At 41.7% G+C, this 19,373-nt stretch carries 25 protein-coding genes and 1 riboswitch; of the genes, 21 read left to right on the forward strand and 4 right to left on the reverse strand.

What is annotated here, in order from left to right:
* The first annotated feature begins 146 nt into the window (after positions 1-146).
* From BQ7997_RS09675 to BQ7997_RS09710, 8 genes are all read left to right on the forward strand, one after another.
* Positions 147-1,784, forward strand: coding sequence for an IS1182-like element ISBf3 family transposase (locus BQ7997_RS09675; RefSeq protein WP_073345809.1), 1,638 nt, complete (start codon positions 147-149; stop codon positions 1,782-1,784).
* Positions 1,785-1,947: 163 nt separating this feature from the next.
* A riboswitch (TPP riboswitch) is annotated at positions 1,948-2,041 on the forward strand.
* A 60-nt stretch (positions 2,042-2,101) separates the two neighbouring features.
* Positions 2,102-2,302, forward strand: coding sequence for a sulfur carrier protein ThiS (gene thiS, locus BQ7997_RS09680; protein ID WP_044655891.1), 201 nt, complete (start codon positions 2,102-2,104; stop codon positions 2,300-2,302).
* A gap of 4 nt (positions 2,303-2,306) precedes the next feature.
* Positions 2,307-2,924, forward strand: a complete 618-nt coding sequence (locus BQ7997_RS09685) for a thiamine phosphate synthase (RefSeq protein ID WP_073346522.1) — start codon at positions 2,307-2,309, stop codon at positions 2,922-2,924.
* A gap of 163 nt (positions 2,925-3,087) precedes the next feature.
* Positions 3,088-3,864, forward strand: a complete 777-nt coding sequence (locus BQ7997_RS09690) for a thiazole synthase (RefSeq protein ID WP_073345811.1) — start codon at positions 3,088-3,090, stop codon at positions 3,862-3,864.
* A 34-nt stretch (positions 3,865-3,898) separates the two neighbouring features.
* The gene (gene thiC, locus BQ7997_RS09695; protein ID WP_073345814.1) at positions 3,899-5,593 is read left to right on the forward strand and encodes a phosphomethylpyrimidine synthase ThiC; all 1,695 of its coding nucleotides are present in this window, start codon (positions 3,899-3,901) and stop codon (positions 5,591-5,593) included.
* A 4-nt stretch (positions 5,594-5,597) separates the two neighbouring features.
* Entirely contained in the window at positions 5,598-6,722 is a 1,125-nt protein-coding gene (gene thiH, locus BQ7997_RS09700; protein WP_073346523.1) for a 2-iminoacetate synthase ThiH, read from the forward strand.
* A 4-nt stretch (positions 6,723-6,726) separates the two neighbouring features.
* On the forward strand, positions 6,727-7,419 hold the full coding sequence (locus BQ7997_RS09705; protein WP_073345817.1) for a HesA/MoeB/ThiF family protein: 693 nt from the start codon (positions 6,727-6,729) through the stop codon (positions 7,417-7,419).
* Between the two features lie 61 nt (positions 7,420-7,480).
* Positions 7,481-8,089: a thiamine phosphate synthase gene (locus tag BQ7997_RS09710; RefSeq protein WP_044655886.1), complete on the forward strand. Its 609-nt coding sequence runs from the start codon at positions 7,481-7,483 to the stop codon at positions 8,087-8,089.
* A 108-nt stretch (positions 8,090-8,197) separates the two neighbouring features.
* On the opposite strand, the gene BQ7997_RS09715 is transcribed toward BQ7997_RS09710, so the two are convergent.
* The 4 genes from BQ7997_RS09715 to BQ7997_RS09730 form a co-directional block, all read right to left on the reverse strand.
* On the reverse strand, positions 8,198-8,770 hold the full coding sequence (locus BQ7997_RS09715) for a porin family protein (RefSeq protein WP_073345819.1): 573 nt from the start codon (positions 8,768-8,770) through the stop codon (positions 8,198-8,200).
* 192 nt (positions 8,771-8,962) lie between these two features.
* The gene (locus BQ7997_RS09720) at positions 8,963-9,478 is read right to left on the reverse strand and encodes an outer membrane beta-barrel protein (protein ID WP_022139205.1); all 516 of its coding nucleotides are present in this window, start codon (positions 9,476-9,478) and stop codon (positions 8,963-8,965) included.
* Positions 9,479-9,786: 308 nt separating this feature from the next.
* Entirely contained in the window at positions 9,787-10,857 is a 1,071-nt protein-coding gene (locus BQ7997_RS09725) for a BACON domain-containing protein (protein WP_073345822.1), read from the reverse strand.
* A complete protein-coding gene (locus BQ7997_RS09730; RefSeq protein WP_073345825.1) occupies positions 10,854-11,237 on the reverse strand; it encodes a helix-turn-helix domain-containing protein in 384 nt (127 codons plus the stop codon). The genes BQ7997_RS09725 and BQ7997_RS09730 overlap by 4 nt, the downstream gene beginning before the upstream one ends.
* A gap of 113 nt (positions 11,238-11,350) precedes the next feature.
* Here BQ7997_RS09730 and BQ7997_RS09735 point away from each other — a divergent pair, with 113 nt between their 5' ends.
* The 13 genes from BQ7997_RS09735 (at position 11,351) to BQ7997_RS09790 (ending at position 19,369) form a co-directional block, all read left to right on the forward strand.
* Entirely contained in the window at positions 11,351-11,542 is a 192-nt protein-coding gene (locus BQ7997_RS09735; protein ID WP_004318078.1) for a hypothetical protein, read from the forward strand.
* A gap of 21 nt (positions 11,543-11,563) precedes the next feature.
* Positions 11,564-11,719, forward strand: coding sequence for a hypothetical protein (locus BQ7997_RS25710; protein WP_008761316.1), 156 nt, complete (start codon positions 11,564-11,566; stop codon positions 11,717-11,719).
* A gap of 32 nt (positions 11,720-11,751) precedes the next feature.
* Entirely contained in the window at positions 11,752-11,985 is a 234-nt protein-coding gene (locus tag BQ7997_RS09740) for a hypothetical protein (RefSeq protein WP_004318077.1), read from the forward strand.
* A gap of 19 nt (positions 11,986-12,004) precedes the next feature.
* A complete protein-coding gene (locus BQ7997_RS09745; protein WP_008761315.1) occupies positions 12,005-12,274 on the forward strand; it encodes a hypothetical protein in 270 nt (89 codons plus the stop codon).
* Positions 12,275-12,380: 106 nt separating this feature from the next.
* Positions 12,381-13,337, forward strand: a complete 957-nt coding sequence (locus tag BQ7997_RS09750) for a recombinase RecT (protein ID WP_073345828.1) — start codon at positions 12,381-12,383, stop codon at positions 13,335-13,337.
* 18 nt (positions 13,338-13,355) lie between these two features.
* Positions 13,356-14,552 (forward strand): hypothetical protein, encoded by a 1,197-nt coding sequence (locus BQ7997_RS09755; RefSeq protein WP_073345829.1) that lies wholly within the window; start codon positions 13,356-13,358, stop codon positions 14,550-14,552.
* 2 nt (positions 14,553-14,554) lie between these two features.
* The gene (locus tag BQ7997_RS09760; protein ID WP_073345832.1) at positions 14,555-15,217 is read left to right on the forward strand and encodes a hypothetical protein; all 663 of its coding nucleotides are present in this window, start codon (positions 14,555-14,557) and stop codon (positions 15,215-15,217) included.
* Positions 15,218-15,219: 2 nt separating this feature from the next.
* Positions 15,220-15,657, forward strand: a complete 438-nt coding sequence (locus BQ7997_RS09765) for a DUF1367 family protein (protein ID WP_032850348.1) — start codon at positions 15,220-15,222, stop codon at positions 15,655-15,657.
* On the forward strand, positions 15,654-15,866 hold the full coding sequence (locus BQ7997_RS09770) for a hypothetical protein (protein ID WP_008761310.1): 213 nt from the start codon (positions 15,654-15,656) through the stop codon (positions 15,864-15,866). The genes BQ7997_RS09765 and BQ7997_RS09770 overlap by 4 nt, the downstream gene beginning before the upstream one ends.
* Positions 15,835-17,271, forward strand: coding sequence for a DEAD/DEAH box helicase (locus BQ7997_RS09775; RefSeq protein WP_073345834.1), 1,437 nt, complete (start codon positions 15,835-15,837; stop codon positions 17,269-17,271). Before BQ7997_RS09770 ends, BQ7997_RS09775 begins: the two co-directional genes overlap by 32 nt.
* Positions 17,272-17,622: 351 nt before the next feature.
* Positions 17,623-18,021, forward strand: a complete 399-nt coding sequence (locus tag BQ7997_RS09780) for a hypothetical protein (RefSeq protein WP_008761308.1) — start codon at positions 17,623-17,625, stop codon at positions 18,019-18,021.
* 19 nt (positions 18,022-18,040) lie between these two features.
* Positions 18,041-18,955, forward strand: coding sequence for a radical SAM protein (locus tag BQ7997_RS09785; protein ID WP_008761307.1), 915 nt, complete (start codon positions 18,041-18,043; stop codon positions 18,953-18,955).
* A 207-nt stretch (positions 18,956-19,162) separates the two neighbouring features.
* The gene (locus BQ7997_RS09790) at positions 19,163-19,369 is read left to right on the forward strand and encodes a hypothetical protein (protein WP_004318054.1); all 207 of its coding nucleotides are present in this window, start codon (positions 19,163-19,165) and stop codon (positions 19,367-19,369) included.
* The last annotated feature ends 4 nt before the right edge of the window (positions 19,370-19,373 follow it).

Here is a 19,373-nt window from a genome sequence, read left to right on the forward strand (position 1 = left end):
GACTTACTGACTAAACTATACTAATGAAAGAGGTTGTGTCAAAACGCTGACACAGCCTTTTTTTATGCGCAAAGCCCAGACTTTCTCAAGCCCGGGCTTTGTTATTACCCAAAGTTTTCGTATCTTTAGGTATAAAGTTTTTCGTTATGGCAAAGTTACATTTTCGTCCTTACATTCCCAATCAAACCGTTCTTTTTCCACAAAGAATTGATGAAAACATAGCTGCGACCGACCCAGTCCGCATCGTGAATGCTGTTATTGACAATCTCAATCTTGAGAGTTTCAAGAAGCTTTATAAGGAAACGGGCCGTTGTCCTTATCATCCTAAAATGATGCTTAAGGTGATAATCTACGCCTACATGAATAATATCTATTCTTGCCGTAAAATAGAGAAGCACCTCCTTCGTGACATTCATTATATTTGGCTTGCCGGTAATGAGCATCCGGATTTTATCACGATCAACCGTTTTCGTAACCGTGTAAAGGAGGAAATAAATAATGTATTTACCCAGTTGGTTCTTGTCCTTGCCGATAAAGGTTTCATCAGCCTTGATGTAGAGTATATCGACGGCACCAAGATTGAATCCAAAGCCAACAAATATACTTTTGTCTGGCGCAAGACAGTCGAACGGAACCGTACGATACTAATGGATAAAATCCGTATTCTCTTGGAGCAGGTGGATCAAGCCATTGCACAGGAGAACTCTATAAAAGACACATCCGTGGAGTTTACTCCCTGCAGGCTCTCTGACATAGTGGATGAACTTAAAGAAGCCCTGGAACGCCAGCCTGCAACAAAGGATAAGGAAGAAAAGAAAGCCCTGCGCAAAAAGAAGAAGCAGGTCATGGAACTTGAAGGGTATCGTGACAAGCTGATAGAATACGACAATCACCTTGATACCCTTGGAGAACGTAACTCCTATTCCAAGACCGATCCTGGTGCCACATTCATGCGCATGAAAGAAGATGCCATGAAGAACGGGCAGACCAAACCCGGATATAATCTGCAAATAGGTACTGAAAACCAATTCATCACAGACTTCCGTCTGTTTCCCAACCCTACCGATACACTGACCCTCATACCTTTTTTCCACTCTTTCCAGTACCGCTATAACCGTTTACCGAATATCTGTGTGGCAGACTCCGGTTACGGTTCGGAAGAAAATTACCGGTTCATGCAGGAGAATGGGATAGAAGCCTTCATCAAGTACAATTACTTCCATAAAGAACAGCGTCCTCGTTATACTCCCAACCCGTTCCATGCCGAAAGTCTCCATTACAATGCCCAAGAGGATTATTACGTTTGTCCTATGGGACAGCACATGAACCGTATAGGAACCAAACGTGACAAGACAGCGAGCGGATACATCATCGAAAGTGCCCGGTATAAAGCAAAAAGATGCGAAGGTTGCCCTTTGCGTGGCAGTTGTTTTAAAGCTCGGGGGAACCGTATTATAGAAGTCAACCACCGATTAAATCAATACAAACGGCAGGCACGGGAAAGGTTGCTCTCAGAAGAAGGTATCAAGCATAGAGGCAGGAGGTGTATAGAACCAGAGGCTGTGTTTGGACAAATGAAATACAACATGGCATACAGAAGATTCCGGCATGTGGGAGAAGACAAGGTTACAATGGACTTTGCTTTCTTTGCTATAGCCTTTAATATCAAAAAAATGTGTGCTAAACTGATAAAAGAAGGAAAGGGGCTCATTACAGTTGCCAAATATATGTTTATGGGACTATTTATAACCCGATATAATTGGAATATAGCAACTTGTTGCTAAATGCATGAGGAAAAAGCAGCATAGCCAAAAGAAAATATAGCAGAACTGTAAAATATAAAAGAGGTTGTGCCAACGTTTTGACACAACCTCTTTTTTACGACAATAATGAAAAAAAACTACTGATTTAGTGTTTTTCTGTTTCTTTTTCGCTTACTTTGCCCCCGTAAAGACAAAGGGGTGCCCCATGAGGGGCTGAGATTATACCCTAGGAACCTGATGCAGTTAGTACTGACGTAGGGATTGTGTTTCTTCTTATCGCCTTTCCATAAAAGCACGCTCTTTGTATTTACTTTCAACTTATTTATTCTGATAGGACAATGAAAGTACAAGTGAACAACAAAGAGGTGGAAATTATTCCTGACTCTACCCTTACACAACTGACAGCACAACTCGAACTTCCGGTTCAGGGTATCGCTATCGCCGTGAACAACAAAATGATTCCCCGCACCGAGTGGGAGCGTTTCATGCTGCATGAGAATGACAGCCTGGTAATTATCAAGGCAGCTTGCGGAGGATAAAATGATGGTCAGCCTACAATTTATCACGCATCAGACCGAACGGTATTCATACCTCGAATCGGCACGTATGGCACTCGAAGGCGGGTGCAAATGGATTCAACTACGCATGAAGGATGCTCCTCTCGAGGAAGTGGAAACGGTGGCACTGCAACTGAAACCGCTTTGTAAAGAATACGAAGCTATCCTCATCCTCGATGACCACGTCGAACTAGCCAAAAAGCTGGAAGTGGACGGTGTGCACCTGGGTAAAAAGGATATGCCTATTGATCAGGCACGGCAGATACTCGGAGAAGCCTTTATCATCGGCGGCACGGCAAACACATTTGAAGATGTCGTACAGCATTATCGCGCCGGAGCCGACTATCTCGGCATCGGGCCTTTCCGGTTCACCACTACCAAAAAGAATCTAAGCCCTATACTGGGCTTGGAAGGATATTCGTCCATCCTTTCCCAAATGAAGGAAGCGAATATCGGACTGCCCGTAGTGGCTATCGGTGGAATCACCAACGAGGATATTCCTGATATTCTCCGCACAGGAGTCAACGGGATTGCCATGTCCGGCACGATTCTCCGGGCGGAAAATCCGGTAGAGGAAACACGTAGAATCATTGAAAGTGATTAATAATTTGTCAGATGATAAATGAAAATTTAATTCAGACAGAAGAACAAAAGAACATAAAATAAAACAGTAGTTCAATAACAGCAAAATAACTATCTAAGTGCAGCTATTTATGTTCTTTTGTTCTTCTGTCCAAAATTTGAATAATCAACTAAAATACATAGACATGGAAAAGTTAGTAATTGCAGGACGTGAATTTAACTCCCGCCTTTTCCTGGGAACAGGAAAATTCAATTCCAATGAAGTAATGGAACAGTCCATTCTGGCTTCGGGCACAGAAATGGTGACGGTTGCCATGAAACGTATCGACATGGACAATAAAGAGGACGACATGCTGAAACATATTATCCATCCGAATATCCAGTTATTGCCCAATACTTCCGGTGTACGTGATGCGGAAGAAGCTGTTTTTGCCGCACAGATGGCGCGTGAAGCGTTCGGTACGAACTGGCTGAAACTGGAAATTCATCCCGATCCCCGTTATCTGCTCCCCGACTCTATCGAAACACTGAAGGCTACGGAAGAGTTGGTAAAACTGGGCTTTATCGTATTGCCTTATTGCCAGGCAGACCCTGTGCTTTGCAAACGGTTGGAAGAAGCCGGCGCAGCTACCGTTATGCCTCTCGGTGCTCCGATTGGCACAAATAAGGGATTGCAAACCAAAGAATTCCTGCAAATTATTATCGAGCAAGCAGGTATCCCCGTTGTCGTTGATGCCGGTATCGGCGCGCCAAGCCATGCTGCCGAAGCCATGGAACTGGGTGCTTCTGCCGTATTGGTAAATACGGCAATCGCCGTTGCCGGAAACCCGGTAGAGATGGCAAAGGCTTTCAAAGCTGCTACCGAAGCCGGAAGGCGGGCTTACGAAGCGGGATTAGGACTGCAAGCGGACAACTTTATAGCTGAAGCAAGCTCACCTCTGACTGCTTTCCTGGATAAATAATATGAATGAGTAGCTGACTACTAAAAGAACAATTATGGAACAAAGAATAAAATTTCCCCGCTCCCAAAAAGTATATTTACCCGGCAAACTTTATCCAGATATCCGTGTAGCCATGCGGAAAGTGGAGCAAGTGCCCAGCGTCAGTTTTGAAGGTGAAGAAAAGATTGCGACACCGAATCCCGAAGTATATATATATGATACCAGCGGCCCGTTCAGCGACACGGATATGAGTATCGACCTTAAAAAAGGGTTACCGCGAATGCGTGAAGAATGGATTGTAAGTCGCGGTGATGTGGAACAACTTCCCGAAATTACATCCGAATACGGACGCATGAGACGGGATGACAAGAGTCTCGACCACCTGCGCTTTGAGCATATCGCCCTGCCTTATCGTGCAAAAAAAGGGGAAGCTATCACCCAAATGGCATACGCCAAAAGAGGAATCATCACTCCCGAGATGGAGTATGTGGCTATCCGTGAGAATATGAACTGTGAGGAATTGGGAATAAAAAGCCATATCACTCCCGAGTTTGTCCGCAAGGAGATTGCGGAAGGACGTGCCGTACTGCCTGCCAATATCAATCACCCGGAAGCTGAACCGATGATTATCGGACGCAACTTTCTAGTGAAAATCAATACGAATATCGGAAACTCCGCTACTACTTCGAGCATTGACGAAGAAGTGGAAAAAGCATTGTGGAGTTGCAAATGGGGCGGTGATACGTTGATGGATCTCTCTACGGGAGAAAATATCCACGAGACACGCGAGTGGATTATCCGCAATTGCCCCGTTCCGGTCGGCACGGTTCCTATCTATCAGGCGCTCGAAAAAGTAAACGGCGTGGTGGAAGACCTGACATGGGAAATCTACCGGGACACTTTGATTGAGCAATGCGAGCAGGGAGTGGATTACTTTACGATTCATGCGGGTATCCGCCGCCATAATGTACACCTTGCCGATAATCGCCTGTGTGGTATTGTCAGTCGCGGGGGAAGTATTATGAGTAAATGGTGCCTGGTGCATGACCGGGAAAGTTTCTTGTACGATCACTTCGATGATATTTGCGATATCCTGACAGAATATGATGTAGCGGTGTCTTTGGGAGACGGACTTCGTCCGGGTTCTATCTACGATGCCAACGATGAAGCTCAGTTTGCAGAACTGGATACGATGGGAGAACTCGTGCTCCGTGCCTGGGAGAAGAATGTCCAGGCATTTATCGAAGGCCCCGGCCATGTTCCGATGCACAAGATTAAAGAGAATATGGAACGTCAGATTGAGAAATGCCACGATGCGCCGTTCTACACGCTCGGCCCGTTGGTGACGGATATTGCTCCGGGATACGACCATATCACTTCCGCTATCGGCGCCGCACAAATCGGATGGCTGGGTACGGCAATGCTTTGTTATGTGACTCCGAAGGAGCATCTTGCCCTGCCGGACAAAGAGGATGTCCGTGTAGGAGTTATCACCTACAAGATAGCTGCTCATGCCGCCGACCTTGCCAAAGGGCATCCGGGTGCACAGGTACGCGACAACGCATTGAGCAAAGCGCGTTATGAATTCCGTTGGAAAGACCAGTTCGACTTGTCACTCGACCCGGAACGGGCACAGACTTATTTCCGTGCAGGACACCACATCGACGGAGAATATTGTACGATGTGCGGGCCCAACTTCTGTGCGATGCGATTATCACGTGACTTAAAGAAGAGTAAAAAAAATGATTAATAAAATGTTCTCTGACGAATTAGAAAAAATATCCTGGGAAGAGACGACAAAAGCCATCTATTCCAAAACTGATGCTGATGTACGCCGTGCATTAGGCAAGAAAGAACATTTGGACGTCAACGACTTTATGGCGCTGATTTCGCCTGCCGCCACTCCTTACCTGGAAGTGATGGCACGCCTTAGCCAAAAATATACAATGGAGCGGTTTGGCAAGACCATCTCTATGTTTGTGCCGCTCTACCTGACCAATTCATGTACCAATTCCTGCGTCTATTGCGGTTTTCATATCAGTAACCCGATGAAAAGAACGATACTGACCGAGGAAGAGATAATCAATGAATACAAGGCTATCAAACGGCTGGCTCCTTTTGAGAATCTTCTGCTCGTGACGGGTGAGAACCCTGCGGCAGCCGGAGTTCCGTATATCGCCCGTGCACTGGATTTGGCAAAGCCTTATTTCAGTAATCTGCAAATTGAGGTGATGCCGCTTAAAGCGGAAGAATATAAGGAACTGACGGATCATGGACTGAACGGAGTAATTTGTTTTCAGGAGACTTATAATAAGTCAAACTACAAGACGTATCATCCAAGAGGCATGAAGTCAAAATTCGAATGGCGTGTGGATGGGTTCGACCGCATGGGACAGGCAGGCGTGCACAAGATTGGCATGGGTGTCCTGATCGGACTGGAAGAATGGCGGACAGATGTCACCATGATGGCTTATCATCTGCGTTATCTGCAAAAGCATTACTGGAAAACAAAATACAGCGTCAACTTCCCGCGTATGCGCCCGTCGGAGAATGGCGGTTTCCAACCGAACGTAATCATGAACGACCGGGAACTGGCTCAACTGACATTTGCCATGCGTATCTTCGACCATGATGTGGACATCTCTTATTCTACCCGTGAAAGTGCTGAAATCCGGAATAACATGGCTACACTGGGTGTAACGACCATGAGTGCGGAAAGTAAAACAGAACCGGGAGGATATTACAGTTATCCACAGACACTGGAACAATTTCATGTCAGCGATGAACGGAAAGCGGTGGAGGTTGAACGTGATTTGAGAAAGTTAGGGCGTGAACCGATTTGGAAGGATTGGGATCAGTCTTTCGATTTTAAAAGATAAACGGATGCGGTACGACAGACAAACGATTCTTCCCGAAATTGGAGAAGAAGGTCAGAAGAAACTGTTGGATGCCAAAGTTCTCATAGTAGGCGTGGGAGGGTTAGGCTCTCCCATCGCCCTCTATCTGGCGGGTGCCGGTGTAGGCTGTATCGGGTTGGTGGATGACGATGTGGTAAGCATCAGCAATCTGCAACGGCAAGTGCTCTATTCCGAGAAAGAACTGGGCAAGTCCAAGGCAGTATGTGCAGCGGAGCGACTATCCGCCCTTAACAGTGAAATCAAGATACAGCCCTACTCCACCCGGTTGACCGGGGATAATGCTTTTGATATTATTGGGGAATATGATATGGTCGTGGATGGTTGCGATAACTTCGCCACACGCTATCTGATTAATGATATTTGCATCCAACAGGGAAAGCCGTATATATACGGTGCTATCTGCGGTTTTGAAGGACAAGTTTCGGTATTCAATTTTGGAAAACGGAAGAAAAATTACCGTGATCTCTATCCTGACGAAGAAGAAATGAAGCGGATGCCACCGCCGCCGAAGGGTGTGATGGGAATTACTCCCGCCGTCGTAGGAAGCATTGAAGCTACGGAAGCCCTGAAAGTTATTGGCGGATTCGGAGATGTTTTGGCGGGTGAACTATGGACTATTGACTTGCGGACATTGCAATCTAACAAATTTTCACTATAAACGTTGGTTTCTGATATAGTTAATCACTAACTTTGCTAAACAATCCAAGTTAACAAAGGAAATGAAATTAATTGTAGTCACCACACCCACTTTCTTCGTTGAAGAAGATAAGATTATTACTGCTCTTTTCGAAGAGGGCCTGGATATCCTACATCTTAGAAAACCGGAAACTCCGGCCATGTATTCAGAACGATTACTGACTCTTATCCCGGAAAAATATCACCGACGCATTGTCACGCACGAGCATTTTTATCTGAAGGAGGAATTCAACCTGATGGGGATTCACTTGAATGCGCGAAATCCGAAAGAGCCTCACGACTATGCGGGGCACGTCAGTTGTTCTTGCCACTCCGTCGAAGAAGTAAAAAATAGAAAGCATTTCTATGATTATGTTTTCATGAGCCCTGTCTATGACAGTATCTCTAAAGTGAATTACTATTCAACATATACTGCCGAAGAATTGCGTGAAGCCCAAAAGGCCAAAATCATTGATTCCAAAGTGATGGCATTGGGGGGTATCAACGAAGACAATCTGTTGGAAATTAAAGATTTCGGTTTTGGGGGAGCGGTCGTACTGGGTGACCTTTGGAACAGGTTTGATGCTTGCTCGGATCAGAATTATCTGGCGGTGATCGAGCATTTCAAGAAGTTGAAGAAGTTGTCGGATTAAAGAAAGAAGTTTATCAAAATTGATAGTGTACCTTCAATAATATAAGAAAAGCCGTTGCGAATCATCTTCTGCAACGGCTTTCCTTTTTCCTTATATCCTGTTCTGTTATCAGAACTTGTATCCTACAATGATAGAGAAGTTCATGTTTTTAGGATTGCCAACTTTTTGTACATCTACCAAACCGAATTGACCATCCAAACCTGCTATGATCTTACCAAATTCTAATGCTACTCCTACACCAAGACCTGCATCAAAACGCTTCAAAGCATCATCACCAAAAGTATCATATTTACGTTCTGTATTATTCCCTAAATCCTTCTTTATTTTTCCCGCAACACCACAAGCAAAATAAGGCCCTGCATTTACAACAAGATTAGTATTATCCGCTACATTAAAACGAGCTGCAGCCATTACAGGCAATTCCAAATACATTGCATTAATACTATTTCCATCTTTCTTTGCACCTTTTGTAGTCAAGAATAGAGAAGGTTGCAATGACCATGTGTCATCAAAAGCATATTCAAAACCGCCACCAAGTTTGAAACCAACTTTTGCATTCAAATCAAGATCACCTGTATAATTACTAAAGTTCATACCAACCTTGGCATTCCAACCTGTAATCTGAGAGAAACCTGCTACTGAAATCAGCGCAAATAATACAAATAAAACACTCTTCTTCATAATTTTAAAGTTTTAAATTAATACTCAAGGATTTTATTTTCCTTATTGTTTAACAATACAAATGTATAATTGTAATTTGTATTAAACAACTTTTTCGTTAACAAATGCGTAAATTATAGAGTTTATACATAAAGAAAGGGAATTCCCTATTTTAGAGAACTCCCTTTCCTATTTTTTGTTCGGTCTTTCTTATCAGAATTCGTAGTGGAAACCAAATGACAAGTCTTCGCTACTCAGTTTAAGACCGAAAGAATCTCCGGAAGTATTTATGTTTCTACGGTAGCCCAAGAAACCATACTTGGCAACGAAAGAGAAATGCTTGTTCAGTTTCACAGCAATACCCGGTCTGATACCGATCTGTCCTGCTTTGCTGGTATCACCATCTTTGATTTTCACAAAGCCGAGAGCAGCAGTTCCGTCCATAAACAGACGAACAGCACTGTTCTGATAATAAGACCAACGAACATACGGAGCTACAAATACTGCATTGGCAGTTACGCCTTCATCATATTCATGTGAATAATTCAACTCGGCACCCAATGCCCATGTTTTATTAAAGTTATATCCGATTTCCGGAGCCACTTTAAATGATGTAGTGTTGTCCGTGCTGTTACGCCAAACGTTCAAAGATCCGCCTACGTAAATGTCCTGTGCTTTTACAGCGATAGCCACCAACATGATAACTACCAATAATAAACTCTTTTTCATCTTCTTGTTTTTTTTAATTATACCATTAGACCCCATTTAGATCCGTTTCCGGGGTGCAAAAGTATAACCCTTTTTTCGTTAAAACAACTTTTTAGTTAGTTTTTTATAAAATACACAATTTTCGGTTTGTACAAAATAAAATAGACTGCAAATACTTTCACAAGTATTTACAGCCTATTTATCAGATAGTCAAGTACCTAACCAGTGTATTCAACTATCCCTCAATAGCTGCCTGAGCCGCAGCTAATTATCGTTGCTTTTCAACGAGTTCTATAATATTGTACAACTATTTGTTCACACTATTTTTTCTATTGAAATTTATAATCTAAAATATATTTTTCAATCCTAGCAGTCTCTAAATGATCACTTGATGAATTTATTTTATACTCTATTGTCATTCTACTAGGCTTATTCCCTTTCTCCAATTCAAATCGGCTAATTGCAGGCGCTATATCAAACGCACAATATTGTACAGTATATGATGTTCTTATCCTATATTCATCATCCGAAACATTATGTAATAAACACAACACCAAATTACTATCAGAATTTCCATTAGAATCATACACCAACATAAAAGAATGCCGTTTTAATTCTTCTTGTATCGCATCAGTCGTACTAGCAACATATACCCAGAAAAACATAGGAATAATTATAGTATGTTCATCAAAAAATACAGGTTTAACTTCATTATAATTAGATGAATAAAAAGGAGCATTTGAAGGGTACGTATCAACACTCTCAAATCCAATTGGCAATTCACTTATACAAACAGGATCACTCAAAAGCTCTATATGTATTTCTTTCTTTTCTATATCAAACATAGAATCTTTATATTGACCAGCAATATAATACATATCCCCAGGTGTAGAGAAAGTCGAAATAGCTGTGGGTATTAATTTATACCCATCCGCAGTTTTAAATGTAGCAGGAAAAGAATTTATAGCTTTTGCAAAAGTTATAAAAGTTTTCCAACCCTCTTCATCTTTATTACCATCGTTTTCTTGCCTAGTCAAAATTACTTCCTTACTTACTCTTTTTCCTTCAGAATAATAATAAAAAATAAGAGTAGCGTGTTCACACTGTACTTTGTTTATCTCACGACCATAAGTTATTTTAATGGTACCATCTCCATCACCTGCAAGTGGAGTAATATCCAAATCAATAATTGGTATTTCGTCATTTTCAACAAGTATCGTCCACTTCGTATTGGAAGCAATATTTATGTAAGCTGTACCACCTTCTTCCTTTAATAAAACACGGTCGGTATTAGCTTCCAAATATACTTCAACATTCTCAGGTTGGCTATCTGAGTTCGAACACCCTACAATTAAAAGCAGACACAACCAAAGACCTATACAGCTTAAACCCTTTCTCATTTCCGTTCCATTAAAACACTTATCAACCTTTCCTTTTCTGCAAGAAGTTCCTCTAAATGTTTCACTTTTTCTTGCAAAACAGCAATATCCATGTTGCCATTCACCACATCCCCATGGATTGAAGCCGGTGAGAAATCACCATGAGTTAAAACTTGCTCAACTTTTGCTGTCTCTTCCCCTGTGAGAAGCCAACGAGCGTCCACATTAAGTACATTGACGATTTTAGCAATCATATCAACGGAAGGTTTAGACGCTCTTTGCTTTCCTAAATAATTAGATATACTTGTTGGCACGATTCCAATGGCTTTTGCAAAAGCAGCTTTATTGCCATCAAATTTTTCATTGACAATCCATTGCAGCCTGTCGTTTATGGTCTCCATGTTTTAATAATAGTTAATTTACTTGTTAAATCAGTATATTTACTCTTGCAATCAAGTAGATTGATTATCTTTGCAGTATAAAGTTAAACAATAAACCATAAACCTCAAAGAAAATGGCAGAAAATCAAGTAAAAGTACGTCCAGCTTTAACGGATTTGAAAGTAGGCGGAGAGATTACTTTCCCCATAGCGAAAACCAAGAGTGTGCGTGCCCAGGCGTCTGACCTCGGGTTAATTCTCGACCGCAAGTATCAAACAGAGACAGATCGCGAAAAACGTACAATAACAGTAACCCGATTAAAATAATCCATAAATAGCAAAGAAGTAATGAGAAGTATACTAGAATCACTAAGAGATAAAGTTGAGAATGGTTCAATAACAATCAGAGAAGCGGCAATTGCACTACATAAAGCCGGTTGGACAAACTTCATCGACATAAATGCAACCAATGCATTGCTTTTCAATCGTGAAAGAAATCACTAGATAAATACAATGTGTACGTAAAAAATTAAATTATGAATTTCAACAGAGTCACTAAACAAATCGTCGTTTTTGTAGCAGGCTTCATTATGTTCTTCTGCTTACTTGGTATAGCAGGTACCACTGATCGTACAGAACAAATAGTTTATGCTATGCCACAAGAGGCATACGAGGCTATATATCTGAAACTCGGTAATGGATGCACCGACCGCCAAATAGCCGATGAATATATGGCCAATAAACAATATTACGATGCATTGTCACAATAATCAAAGAAAGTAACACTCTATGTTCACACTTGATTTCACAGATAAATCTGTCACTTATGACACATTCATCCACGATGTTGCTACATCAGTGGTTCGAATGCTTGCTGACACACGCAACGATCCCGAAATGGTTAGCCAGCGACAAGCATACGCAATGTTCGGTCGCGGCAATGTGGATAGATGGCGCAAGCAGGGTAAGATAAATCCCTGTAAGCGCCCGGGCAAAGTTGAATATCGCACAGTAGAGTTACGCGTCCTTCAACAAAAACAACAAGACTATTTCAAATGACAACCAGATCCGATAGTGTAGGAAGCACATCAATAGAAAGTAGTAGTTCAAATCTGCTTCGGATCACAAAAGCAAACTGTATTATAAACCTTTTAAATTTTTAATTATGAGCAATGCTATTTCATTGGCTAAAGAGTTGCAAGAAATGAAAGCAACCGAAGTAATACGTAACGAACGTGTACGTAGCCAGTTCATCAGCGTGTACAATTCCATTTGGAAAGAGGGAGGTGAACAGGTCTACGAGCGAGAGGCTATCTATTTCAACCAACAGCTTCGAGACAAATCAAACCTCCGTGAATGTTCCGGGACTTCTATCTTCTACGCATTCATCGACCTTGCGGTAAAGGGGCTAACCCTTGCCACGGGAGCACAGGCTCTCTGTTACCTCATCCCTCGTTCTGTAAAGATAGGAACGAACGACAAGGGTAGCGATGTATGGGAAAAAGTTTGCAATCTTACCATTTCCGGCTACGGAGAACTGGTACTCCGCAAAAATGCCGGACAGATACGCCACTCCGACAATCCTATCATCGTCTACGAAGGCGACAGTTTCCAATATGGCGAACAGAACGGACAAAAAGTAGTAAACTACATGTCCGCATTTCCCCGTAAATCGAATAAGATTATCGCCTGCTTCATGAAAATCACCCGTGCAGATGGCTCCATCGACTACTCCGTCATGACGGAACAAGATTGGATGCGCCTGAAAGGATATTCCGACAAGCAGAACACCTATTTCGACCGCAAAGAAAACAAGTGGGTAACAAGACCCAATGAACTCTACGACAAGGACGGTCAGATAGATACGGGATTCCTTATAGCAAAGTGTATCAAACACGCTTTCAAGACTTATCCTAAAATCAATATCGGCAAAGGTTCAGTCATGGAATCTGACATAATTGATAACCCGCAAGGAGGTTTCGATCCTTACAGTGGTATTGACACCACGCAACCCGAACCACAGGAAAAGCAGGAAGAACAGCATTTTGCACCTCAACCTGACATGTCGGCAGGGGTAACTATTGACCCAGCAAGTCAAGGAGATAACGATGAAACTTTCTAACCTTAATACATTGTACATATGTCTTCAGAATTAGCAATCATCAAGCAGGAAAATATACAGACCATAGTGTCTGCTGCTCCACAATCATATAATGACAATAAACTGTCATGTGAAAGATGTATCAGTGCCGGACAATCCATACTCAATACTATTACAGCTAATGGTGGGATGACGGACGAACTTGATAAAGAAGCAGCTCTTTTCATTGAAAAAGCACGTAAAACAGTCAGGAAAATGAACGAGAAACGTTCGCCTGTCACAAAACTTTTTGATGACATCCGTCGAGAGTTTACGGTAATAGAGAATGCTATTGACCCCACCAAAGTTGATACTATCCCCTATAAACTCCAACAATACCGTAACCAATATGCAGCAAAGAAACGTGCCGAAGAAGAAAAACGCCGTCAGGAAGAGTACAAACGTCAACAAGCGGAACAAACCCGTATAAAATTGAGACAAGACATTGAAGGGGATTTTAAGGCACAATTCCAAACATATCTCAATCAATCCATCAATTGGCTCACTACAAAGGATAACAGTGTTACGCTCGAGAACTATAACACAGTGTACAGTGAGGTAAAGAACTTTTCGGTTTCTCTTCCTGCTGACTGGTTACATAATCTTCATACTCTCATCCGTATACCTGCCAATATTTCGGTAGACGAGCTTCGACAATTTGAAACTGACACAAAGGAACGCCTTGGTAAGCAATTTACCGAACAATACACTGCAGAAATCCAAGACAACAAGGATTTCATTCTTGACCGTCTGCCCTCAAAGAAAGCAAACCTCGAACGCATGGCACAAGCTGATGCGGCCGAAGCTGCACGTGTCAAAGCTGAAATGGAAGAACGCCAACGCAAGGAAGCCGAAGAGCGAGAGGCAGAACGCAAACGCAAAGAAGAGGAAGAAAAGCAAAAGGCGGAAATGGCACGCCAGCAAGCTGAAATGAACGGATTATTTTCTGAACAAGCTTCTATGCAGAATTATCAGCCCAAAGTAAAAGTCACTCAAAAGATAGAGTTACTTAACCCTGAAGGTATCATGCCAATACTCTCAATGTGGTGGAGTAAAGAAGGGTGCACGCTTTCGGTTGAAGAGTTGAGTAAGTTATTCAAGAAACAAATTACGTTCTGTGAAAAACTGGCTAACAAGGATAGTGTCTATATTGAAAATGAGAGTGTACAATATATTGACGATGTGAAAGCAAAGTAACCATGAGTCACAATCCCGATACATATTATAGTCGTAGTGAGGTCAGTAACTCTGACCTCACCGAACTGAAAAATATTCTTCATCCTCGAATGCAATTTGGTGATAAAGAAGCTGCATTTCGTTTTGGCTCATTGGTAGATGCAATTATTACCGAACCAGCACGAGTAGACTACTACCGCCTGACAGTAGATGATGAACAATATACCGAAGATGAGTTCCGACATGCACAAGAAATGCAGAAAGCACTTCGCATGGAAGCACGCCGCGATGAGTTCCTTTTTAAAGTGCTTGGTTATGCCGAAACACAGCGTTTCATGGTAAACACACAACAACAATTTACTTATTGTGGTTTCCCCTTTTCGCTTGATACACGATGTAAGTGGGATTGGTGGCTCGGCCTTTTTGGCGGTGATCTTAAAACCACATTTGCCTCAACACAGCAACAGTTTGAAGAAGCGATTGACTTCTTCGATTGGGACAGGAGTCGTGCTTGGTATATGGACATTGCAGGTTCCGACCGTGATTTCATTTATGCTATCAGCAAAAAGAACTGCAAAGTATTCAAGAAGTTCATCAATCGGGATGATAAGGTCTACAACCGTGGACGCGAGAAATATGAAGAATTGGCTTTCCAATACTGGTGTTTAACTCCACAAGACAATTAACAATGGACATATATTGCAAAGTAACTCAATATGGATTAGTTCCTCTATATAATACAGACCTCGAACTAAAGAAACACTTGAAGATTGGTAATGTAGTCAAGTGTAAGGTAAGCAATCCACGCAATTATGAGCACCACAAAAAGTTTTTCGCTTTGGTACGCCTTACTTTCGACAATTTGCCCCTGCCATTAGTCGAGAAGTGGCACATACATAATGAACAGGATATGCTTCGCCGATTCAAACGTGACCTTGGCTACTTCACTAATACTCTCAATGAATATGGTGAACATGAAATAGAGTATCTCAGTATATCGTTTGCCGCCATGGAACAACACGAATTTGAGAAATTCTATAACCAATGCATTGACCTTGTCCTCAATAAGTATATCAAAGGCATTGACAAAGATGATTTAATCACAGAAATAGAAGAATTCAAATGAAACCACAGGTAGGACAATATCATTACACTCCACACGGACGAGGATTCCGCATATACCGCTATACAGAGGTAACAGATAGCTTTCAGTCAGCCTCTCCGGTACTTAGTGAGCCAATCTTCTACGATCGTGAGAAAGCAAAGAAACGTGTTTATGAACTTAATGGTTGGAAATACAACAATGAACGGACTCAAACATCATCTGCGCGTTGAACCATACGACTATCAACGTGAAGGTATAGTTTATGGACTGGAACACCGCCGTCTTATTATCGGTGACGAACCGGGATTAGGAAAGACATTGCAAAGTATCGGCATTGTTGATACAGCCAATGCATATCCTTGTCTTGTTATCTGCCCGTCCTCGCTCAAAATCAACTGGCAACGCGAGTTCGAGAAATTCACGGATAAATCTGCGGTCGTTCTTGACAATGCTGTACGTACAACATGGAATTACTTGTTATCTATGGGAGTGCATCAGGTAGCAGTGGTAAATTACGAAAGTTTGCGCAAATATTTTGTTTGGGACATCAAAGCGGAAAGTAAGCAGTTCCGTCTCAAAGATGTTGTATTCTGTCCTCAAATACAGATGTTCAAATCAATCATCATCGACGAAAGCCATCGTGTGAAAGACCCGTCTGCACAGCAAACAATCTTTACCAAAGGTTTGTCTGTTGGCAAGGAATGGATAATACTCCTGTCAGGTACCCCCGTTGTCAACCGTCCGGAGGATTTGATAGCGCAACTTTCTATCATGAACAGATTAAACGACTTTGGCGGTCGCGGAAAATTCATAGCTGACTATTGCACTGACCCGAAAGACAAGGATGCGGAACCGGCTGTACCACTTTCCGAACTATCTCGGCAACTCTATGATACTTGCATGATACGCCGTGAAAAAGCAAAGGTACTTCCCCAGCTACCTGACAAAACACGAGTAGACCTGTATGTCGATATATCCAACAGTGCCGAATACAATCTTGCAGCTTCCGATCTCGCTACATACCTACAAGAATATACAGAATGTACAGATTGGGAAATACGCCGCAAGATGCGTATGGAAGCACTTGTGAAGTTCATGACACTTCGTTCCTTAGCTACCAAAGGGAAAATTGCACAAGCTGTTGACTTTATCAAGACATTCCTTGACAGTGGCAAAAAACTGATTGTGTTCTGCTCGCTTCATGAGATTGTAGATGAACTGCAAAAGGTATTTCCGAAAGCCGTCACAGTTACAGGGCGTGATAGCGCAATAAACAAACAGGCTTCCGTGGATGCTTTCCAGAACAACCCCAATGTGCAACTCATCATCTGTTCCATTAAAGCAGCCGGCGTTGGCCTCACACTCACAGCTTCTTCAAATGTTGCTTTCATTGAACTTGCATGGACATATGCAGATTGCTGTCAATGTGAAGACCGTGCGCACCGTATAGGACAAAAGGACAATGTAACCTGTTATTATCTGCTTGGTCGTGGTACAATCGACCATACGATATACTCCCTTATTCACCGTAAGAAATCCATCGCTTCCGAGATTATGAACTCTGACGATGATATTCCGACCGATGAAATGTATTTCAATGAACTGGTCAAATCATTCTTAACAGCATCGGGATAATGGAAGTATGCAAAACAGACATGCAGAAAATTATCAAATATCTTGATGACGCTGCAATAATGTATGACAATCACCCCGGGCAACGTAATGTATGTCGCGCATGGGTAATAAGACAACTAATAAAAAAACTGAATAAAAAATTAGTAGTAACCAGTAAATAAAGTAATATGAGAATCTATTTCGATATAATATTTGTGGTTTTAAATGTCATCCTTTTTGCTTTGAACTTTCATTTTGCCTTAGAATCCAAATCATCTAAGTCATATACGTATGCCATCTTAGGAATGACTTTTGCCATTGCAGCTATCGTCTTACTTCTATCTACCGATTCAAATCAAGAATAAAAATAATATGGCAACACATCAAATAACAATAGCAAAAGCATCCAAGAATGACTTTGAGAAAGTATACAATCTGCTTTCTCCGATGGAGGAACTCTTCAACAATAGGTGGAGTAATGAGGAAAGCTGGACAGAGTGGGATGATGACAACGAGGATAAACTGGAACTTCTTGCCATCCGTAAAGAAATAGCCGAGGAAGAATACTGTGATGAGGATGAAGTGGACAACCGTCTTGTCTTATACGAGTTTATTAAACGCAGAATGAGATTATGCGGATGCAGCAACTGGCAGCGCGTTGTTACCGCCGCCGAATGTCTGATTGACACCTTCTGCGATCCACAAGAGTCTTGTCTTGCCTGGCGCCCGGATTTGAAGCGTGCGATGTATAATACGATGCTGGGTGAATAATAATTTAAAACAATAGGTAATGAACATTGGATTAATAGACGTTGACGGTCATAACTTTCCAAACTTCGCTCTTATGCGTGCCTCTGCATACCATAAGGCAAAAGGCGATCAAGTAGAATGGGCTACTCCTTTCAACAGATATGATAAAGTTCTAGCGAGCAAAGTGTTTACTTTCACTCCAGACTTTAATTATATGACATTACAAGCTGATATTATCGAAAAAGGGGGAACCGGTTATGATATTCATAAGAAGCTTCCATTTGAAATATCTTGTAGCACACTCATGGATTATTCCATTTATCCACAATATCATTTTTCTATTCAGTTCTTTTCAAGAGGCTGTATCCGGAAATGCCCATTTTGTCTGGTTCGGGAAAAAGAGGGCTACATCCGGTCCGTCCACCCTGTAGACCTGAATCCCAAGGGAGAATGGATAGAAGTATTAGACAACAACTTCTTTGCAAACCCGAGATGGAAAGAAGCTATTGACTATCTTATAAAAGCTGGACAAATGGTTAATTTCCATGGTGTTGATGTCAGGATCATGAATGAGGAGCAAGCATTTTACTTGAGTAAGTTGAAATTGAAAAGAAGAATCCACATTGCTTGGGATTTACCGGATATTGACCTTACTGAAAAGCTAAAAGAAGTGACTAAATATATCAAACCTCGTAATTTGTCTTGCTATGTTCTAGTCGGCTTTAACTCAACAATTGAACAAGATATGTATCGGTTAAACCGACTTAAGGAGTTGGGAATCTCACCTTTTGTACAACCATACCGAGACTTTAATAATGATCGCAAACCAACATTATACGAAAAGGATATTGCACAGTGGGCTAACAAACATCAAATATTTAAATCTTGTGATTTTGCCGACTTTTCACCACGAAAAGGATTCAAGTGCAAATATTATTTAAAACAATTAGAATAGAAGTAAAATAAAATAGCCCGTAAACACCTTGTAGTAATCAGTAAGTTTGGAATGGAACAGATGGCCAACATCGACAAACATTAAGATACCATCTATCCTCGTTAGTCTTGCTTGCGTTGGCAGTACGAGTTACAAGGTCGAAACAGTAGCAGAGGAAAACCAAATTAACGGGAAATGCGGGCTATTTATAAATAACTAAATAGAGCTATGGATGAATTTTATATGGTATTTGTAGAAGGATGCGCCACTCCTACCTACAAACATGAGAATTTGGAAAGCGCCGAAAATGAAGCGAAAAGACTTGCTACTCTTCTTAAGAAGAAAGCATACGTTTTATGTACAATAAAATCAATTGAAGATACTCAGTACAAAATTGAGGATTGTAGACCTAACGGAAGTGATTTACCATTTTAATAAA

The sequence above is a fragment of the Bacteroides congonensis genome (genome assembly GCF_900130125.1).
In the GTDB taxonomy this organism is placed as follows: Bacteria; Bacteroidota; Bacteroidia; order Bacteroidales; family Bacteroidaceae; genus Bacteroides; species Bacteroides congonensis.

What these genes read in the sequence shown, in the direction of transcription:
- BQ7997_RS09675 (WP_073345809.1), top strand. Translation starts at nt 147, where the DNA reads ATGGCAAAGTTACATTTTCGTCCTTACATTCCCAATCAAACCGTTCTT.
- thiS (WP_044655891.1), top strand. Translation starts at nt 2,102, where the DNA reads ATGAAAGTACAAGTGAACAACAAAGAGGTGGAAATTATTCCTGACTCT.
- BQ7997_RS09685 (WP_073346522.1), top strand. Translation starts at nt 2,307, where the DNA reads ATGGTCAGCCTACAATTTATCACGCATCAGACCGAACGGTATTCATAC.
- BQ7997_RS09690 (WP_073345811.1), top strand. Translation starts at nt 3,088, where the DNA reads ATGGAAAAGTTAGTAATTGCAGGACGTGAATTTAACTCCCGCCTTTTC.
- thiC (WP_073345814.1), top strand. Translation starts at nt 3,899, where the DNA reads ATGGAACAAAGAATAAAATTTCCCCGCTCCCAAAAAGTATATTTACCC.
- thiH (WP_073346523.1), top strand. Translation starts at nt 5,598, where the DNA reads ATGTTCTCTGACGAATTAGAAAAAATATCCTGGGAAGAGACGACAAAA.
- BQ7997_RS09705 (WP_073345817.1), top strand. Translation starts at nt 6,727, where the DNA reads ATGCGGTACGACAGACAAACGATTCTTCCCGAAATTGGAGAAGAAGGT.
- BQ7997_RS09710 (WP_044655886.1), top strand. Translation starts at nt 7,481, where the DNA reads ATGAAATTAATTGTAGTCACCACACCCACTTTCTTCGTTGAAGAAGAT.
- BQ7997_RS09715 (WP_073345819.1), bottom strand. Translation starts at nt 8,770, where the DNA reads ATGAAGAAGAGTGTTTTATTTGTATTATTTGCGCTGATTTCAGTAGCA.
- BQ7997_RS09720 (WP_022139205.1), bottom strand. Translation starts at nt 9,478, where the DNA reads ATGAAAAAGAGTTTATTATTGGTAGTTATCATGTTGGTGGCTATCGCT.
- BQ7997_RS09725 (WP_073345822.1), bottom strand. Translation starts at nt 10,857, where the DNA reads ATGAGAAAGGGTTTAAGCTGTATAGGTCTTTGGTTGTGTCTGCTTTTA.
- BQ7997_RS09730 (WP_073345825.1), bottom strand. Translation starts at nt 11,237, where the DNA reads ATGGAGACCATAAACGACAGGCTGCAATGGATTGTCAATGAAAAATTT.
- BQ7997_RS09735 (WP_004318078.1), top strand. Translation starts at nt 11,351, where the DNA reads ATGGCAGAAAATCAAGTAAAAGTACGTCCAGCTTTAACGGATTTGAAA.
- BQ7997_RS25710 (WP_008761316.1), top strand. Translation starts at nt 11,564, where the DNA reads ATGAGAAGTATACTAGAATCACTAAGAGATAAAGTTGAGAATGGTTCA.
- BQ7997_RS09740 (WP_004318077.1), top strand. Translation starts at nt 11,752, where the DNA reads ATGAATTTCAACAGAGTCACTAAACAAATCGTCGTTTTTGTAGCAGGC.
- BQ7997_RS09745 (WP_008761315.1), top strand. Translation starts at nt 12,005, where the DNA reads ATGTTCACACTTGATTTCACAGATAAATCTGTCACTTATGACACATTC.
- BQ7997_RS09750 (WP_073345828.1), top strand. Translation starts at nt 12,381, where the DNA reads ATGAGCAATGCTATTTCATTGGCTAAAGAGTTGCAAGAAATGAAAGCA.
- BQ7997_RS09755 (WP_073345829.1), top strand. Translation starts at nt 13,356, where the DNA reads ATGTCTTCAGAATTAGCAATCATCAAGCAGGAAAATATACAGACCATA.
- BQ7997_RS09760 (WP_073345832.1), top strand. Translation starts at nt 14,555, where the DNA reads ATGAGTCACAATCCCGATACATATTATAGTCGTAGTGAGGTCAGTAAC.
- BQ7997_RS09765 (WP_032850348.1), top strand. Translation starts at nt 15,220, where the DNA reads ATGGACATATATTGCAAAGTAACTCAATATGGATTAGTTCCTCTATAT.
- BQ7997_RS09770 (WP_008761310.1), top strand. Translation starts at nt 15,654, where the DNA reads ATGAAACCACAGGTAGGACAATATCATTACACTCCACACGGACGAGGA.
- BQ7997_RS09775 (WP_073345834.1), top strand. Translation starts at nt 15,835, where the DNA reads ATGAACGGACTCAAACATCATCTGCGCGTTGAACCATACGACTATCAA.
- BQ7997_RS09780 (WP_008761308.1), top strand. Translation starts at nt 17,623, where the DNA reads ATGGCAACACATCAAATAACAATAGCAAAAGCATCCAAGAATGACTTT.
- BQ7997_RS09785 (WP_008761307.1), top strand. Translation starts at nt 18,041, where the DNA reads ATGAACATTGGATTAATAGACGTTGACGGTCATAACTTTCCAAACTTC.
- BQ7997_RS09790 (WP_004318054.1), top strand. Translation starts at nt 19,163, where the DNA reads ATGGATGAATTTTATATGGTATTTGTAGAAGGATGCGCCACTCCTACC.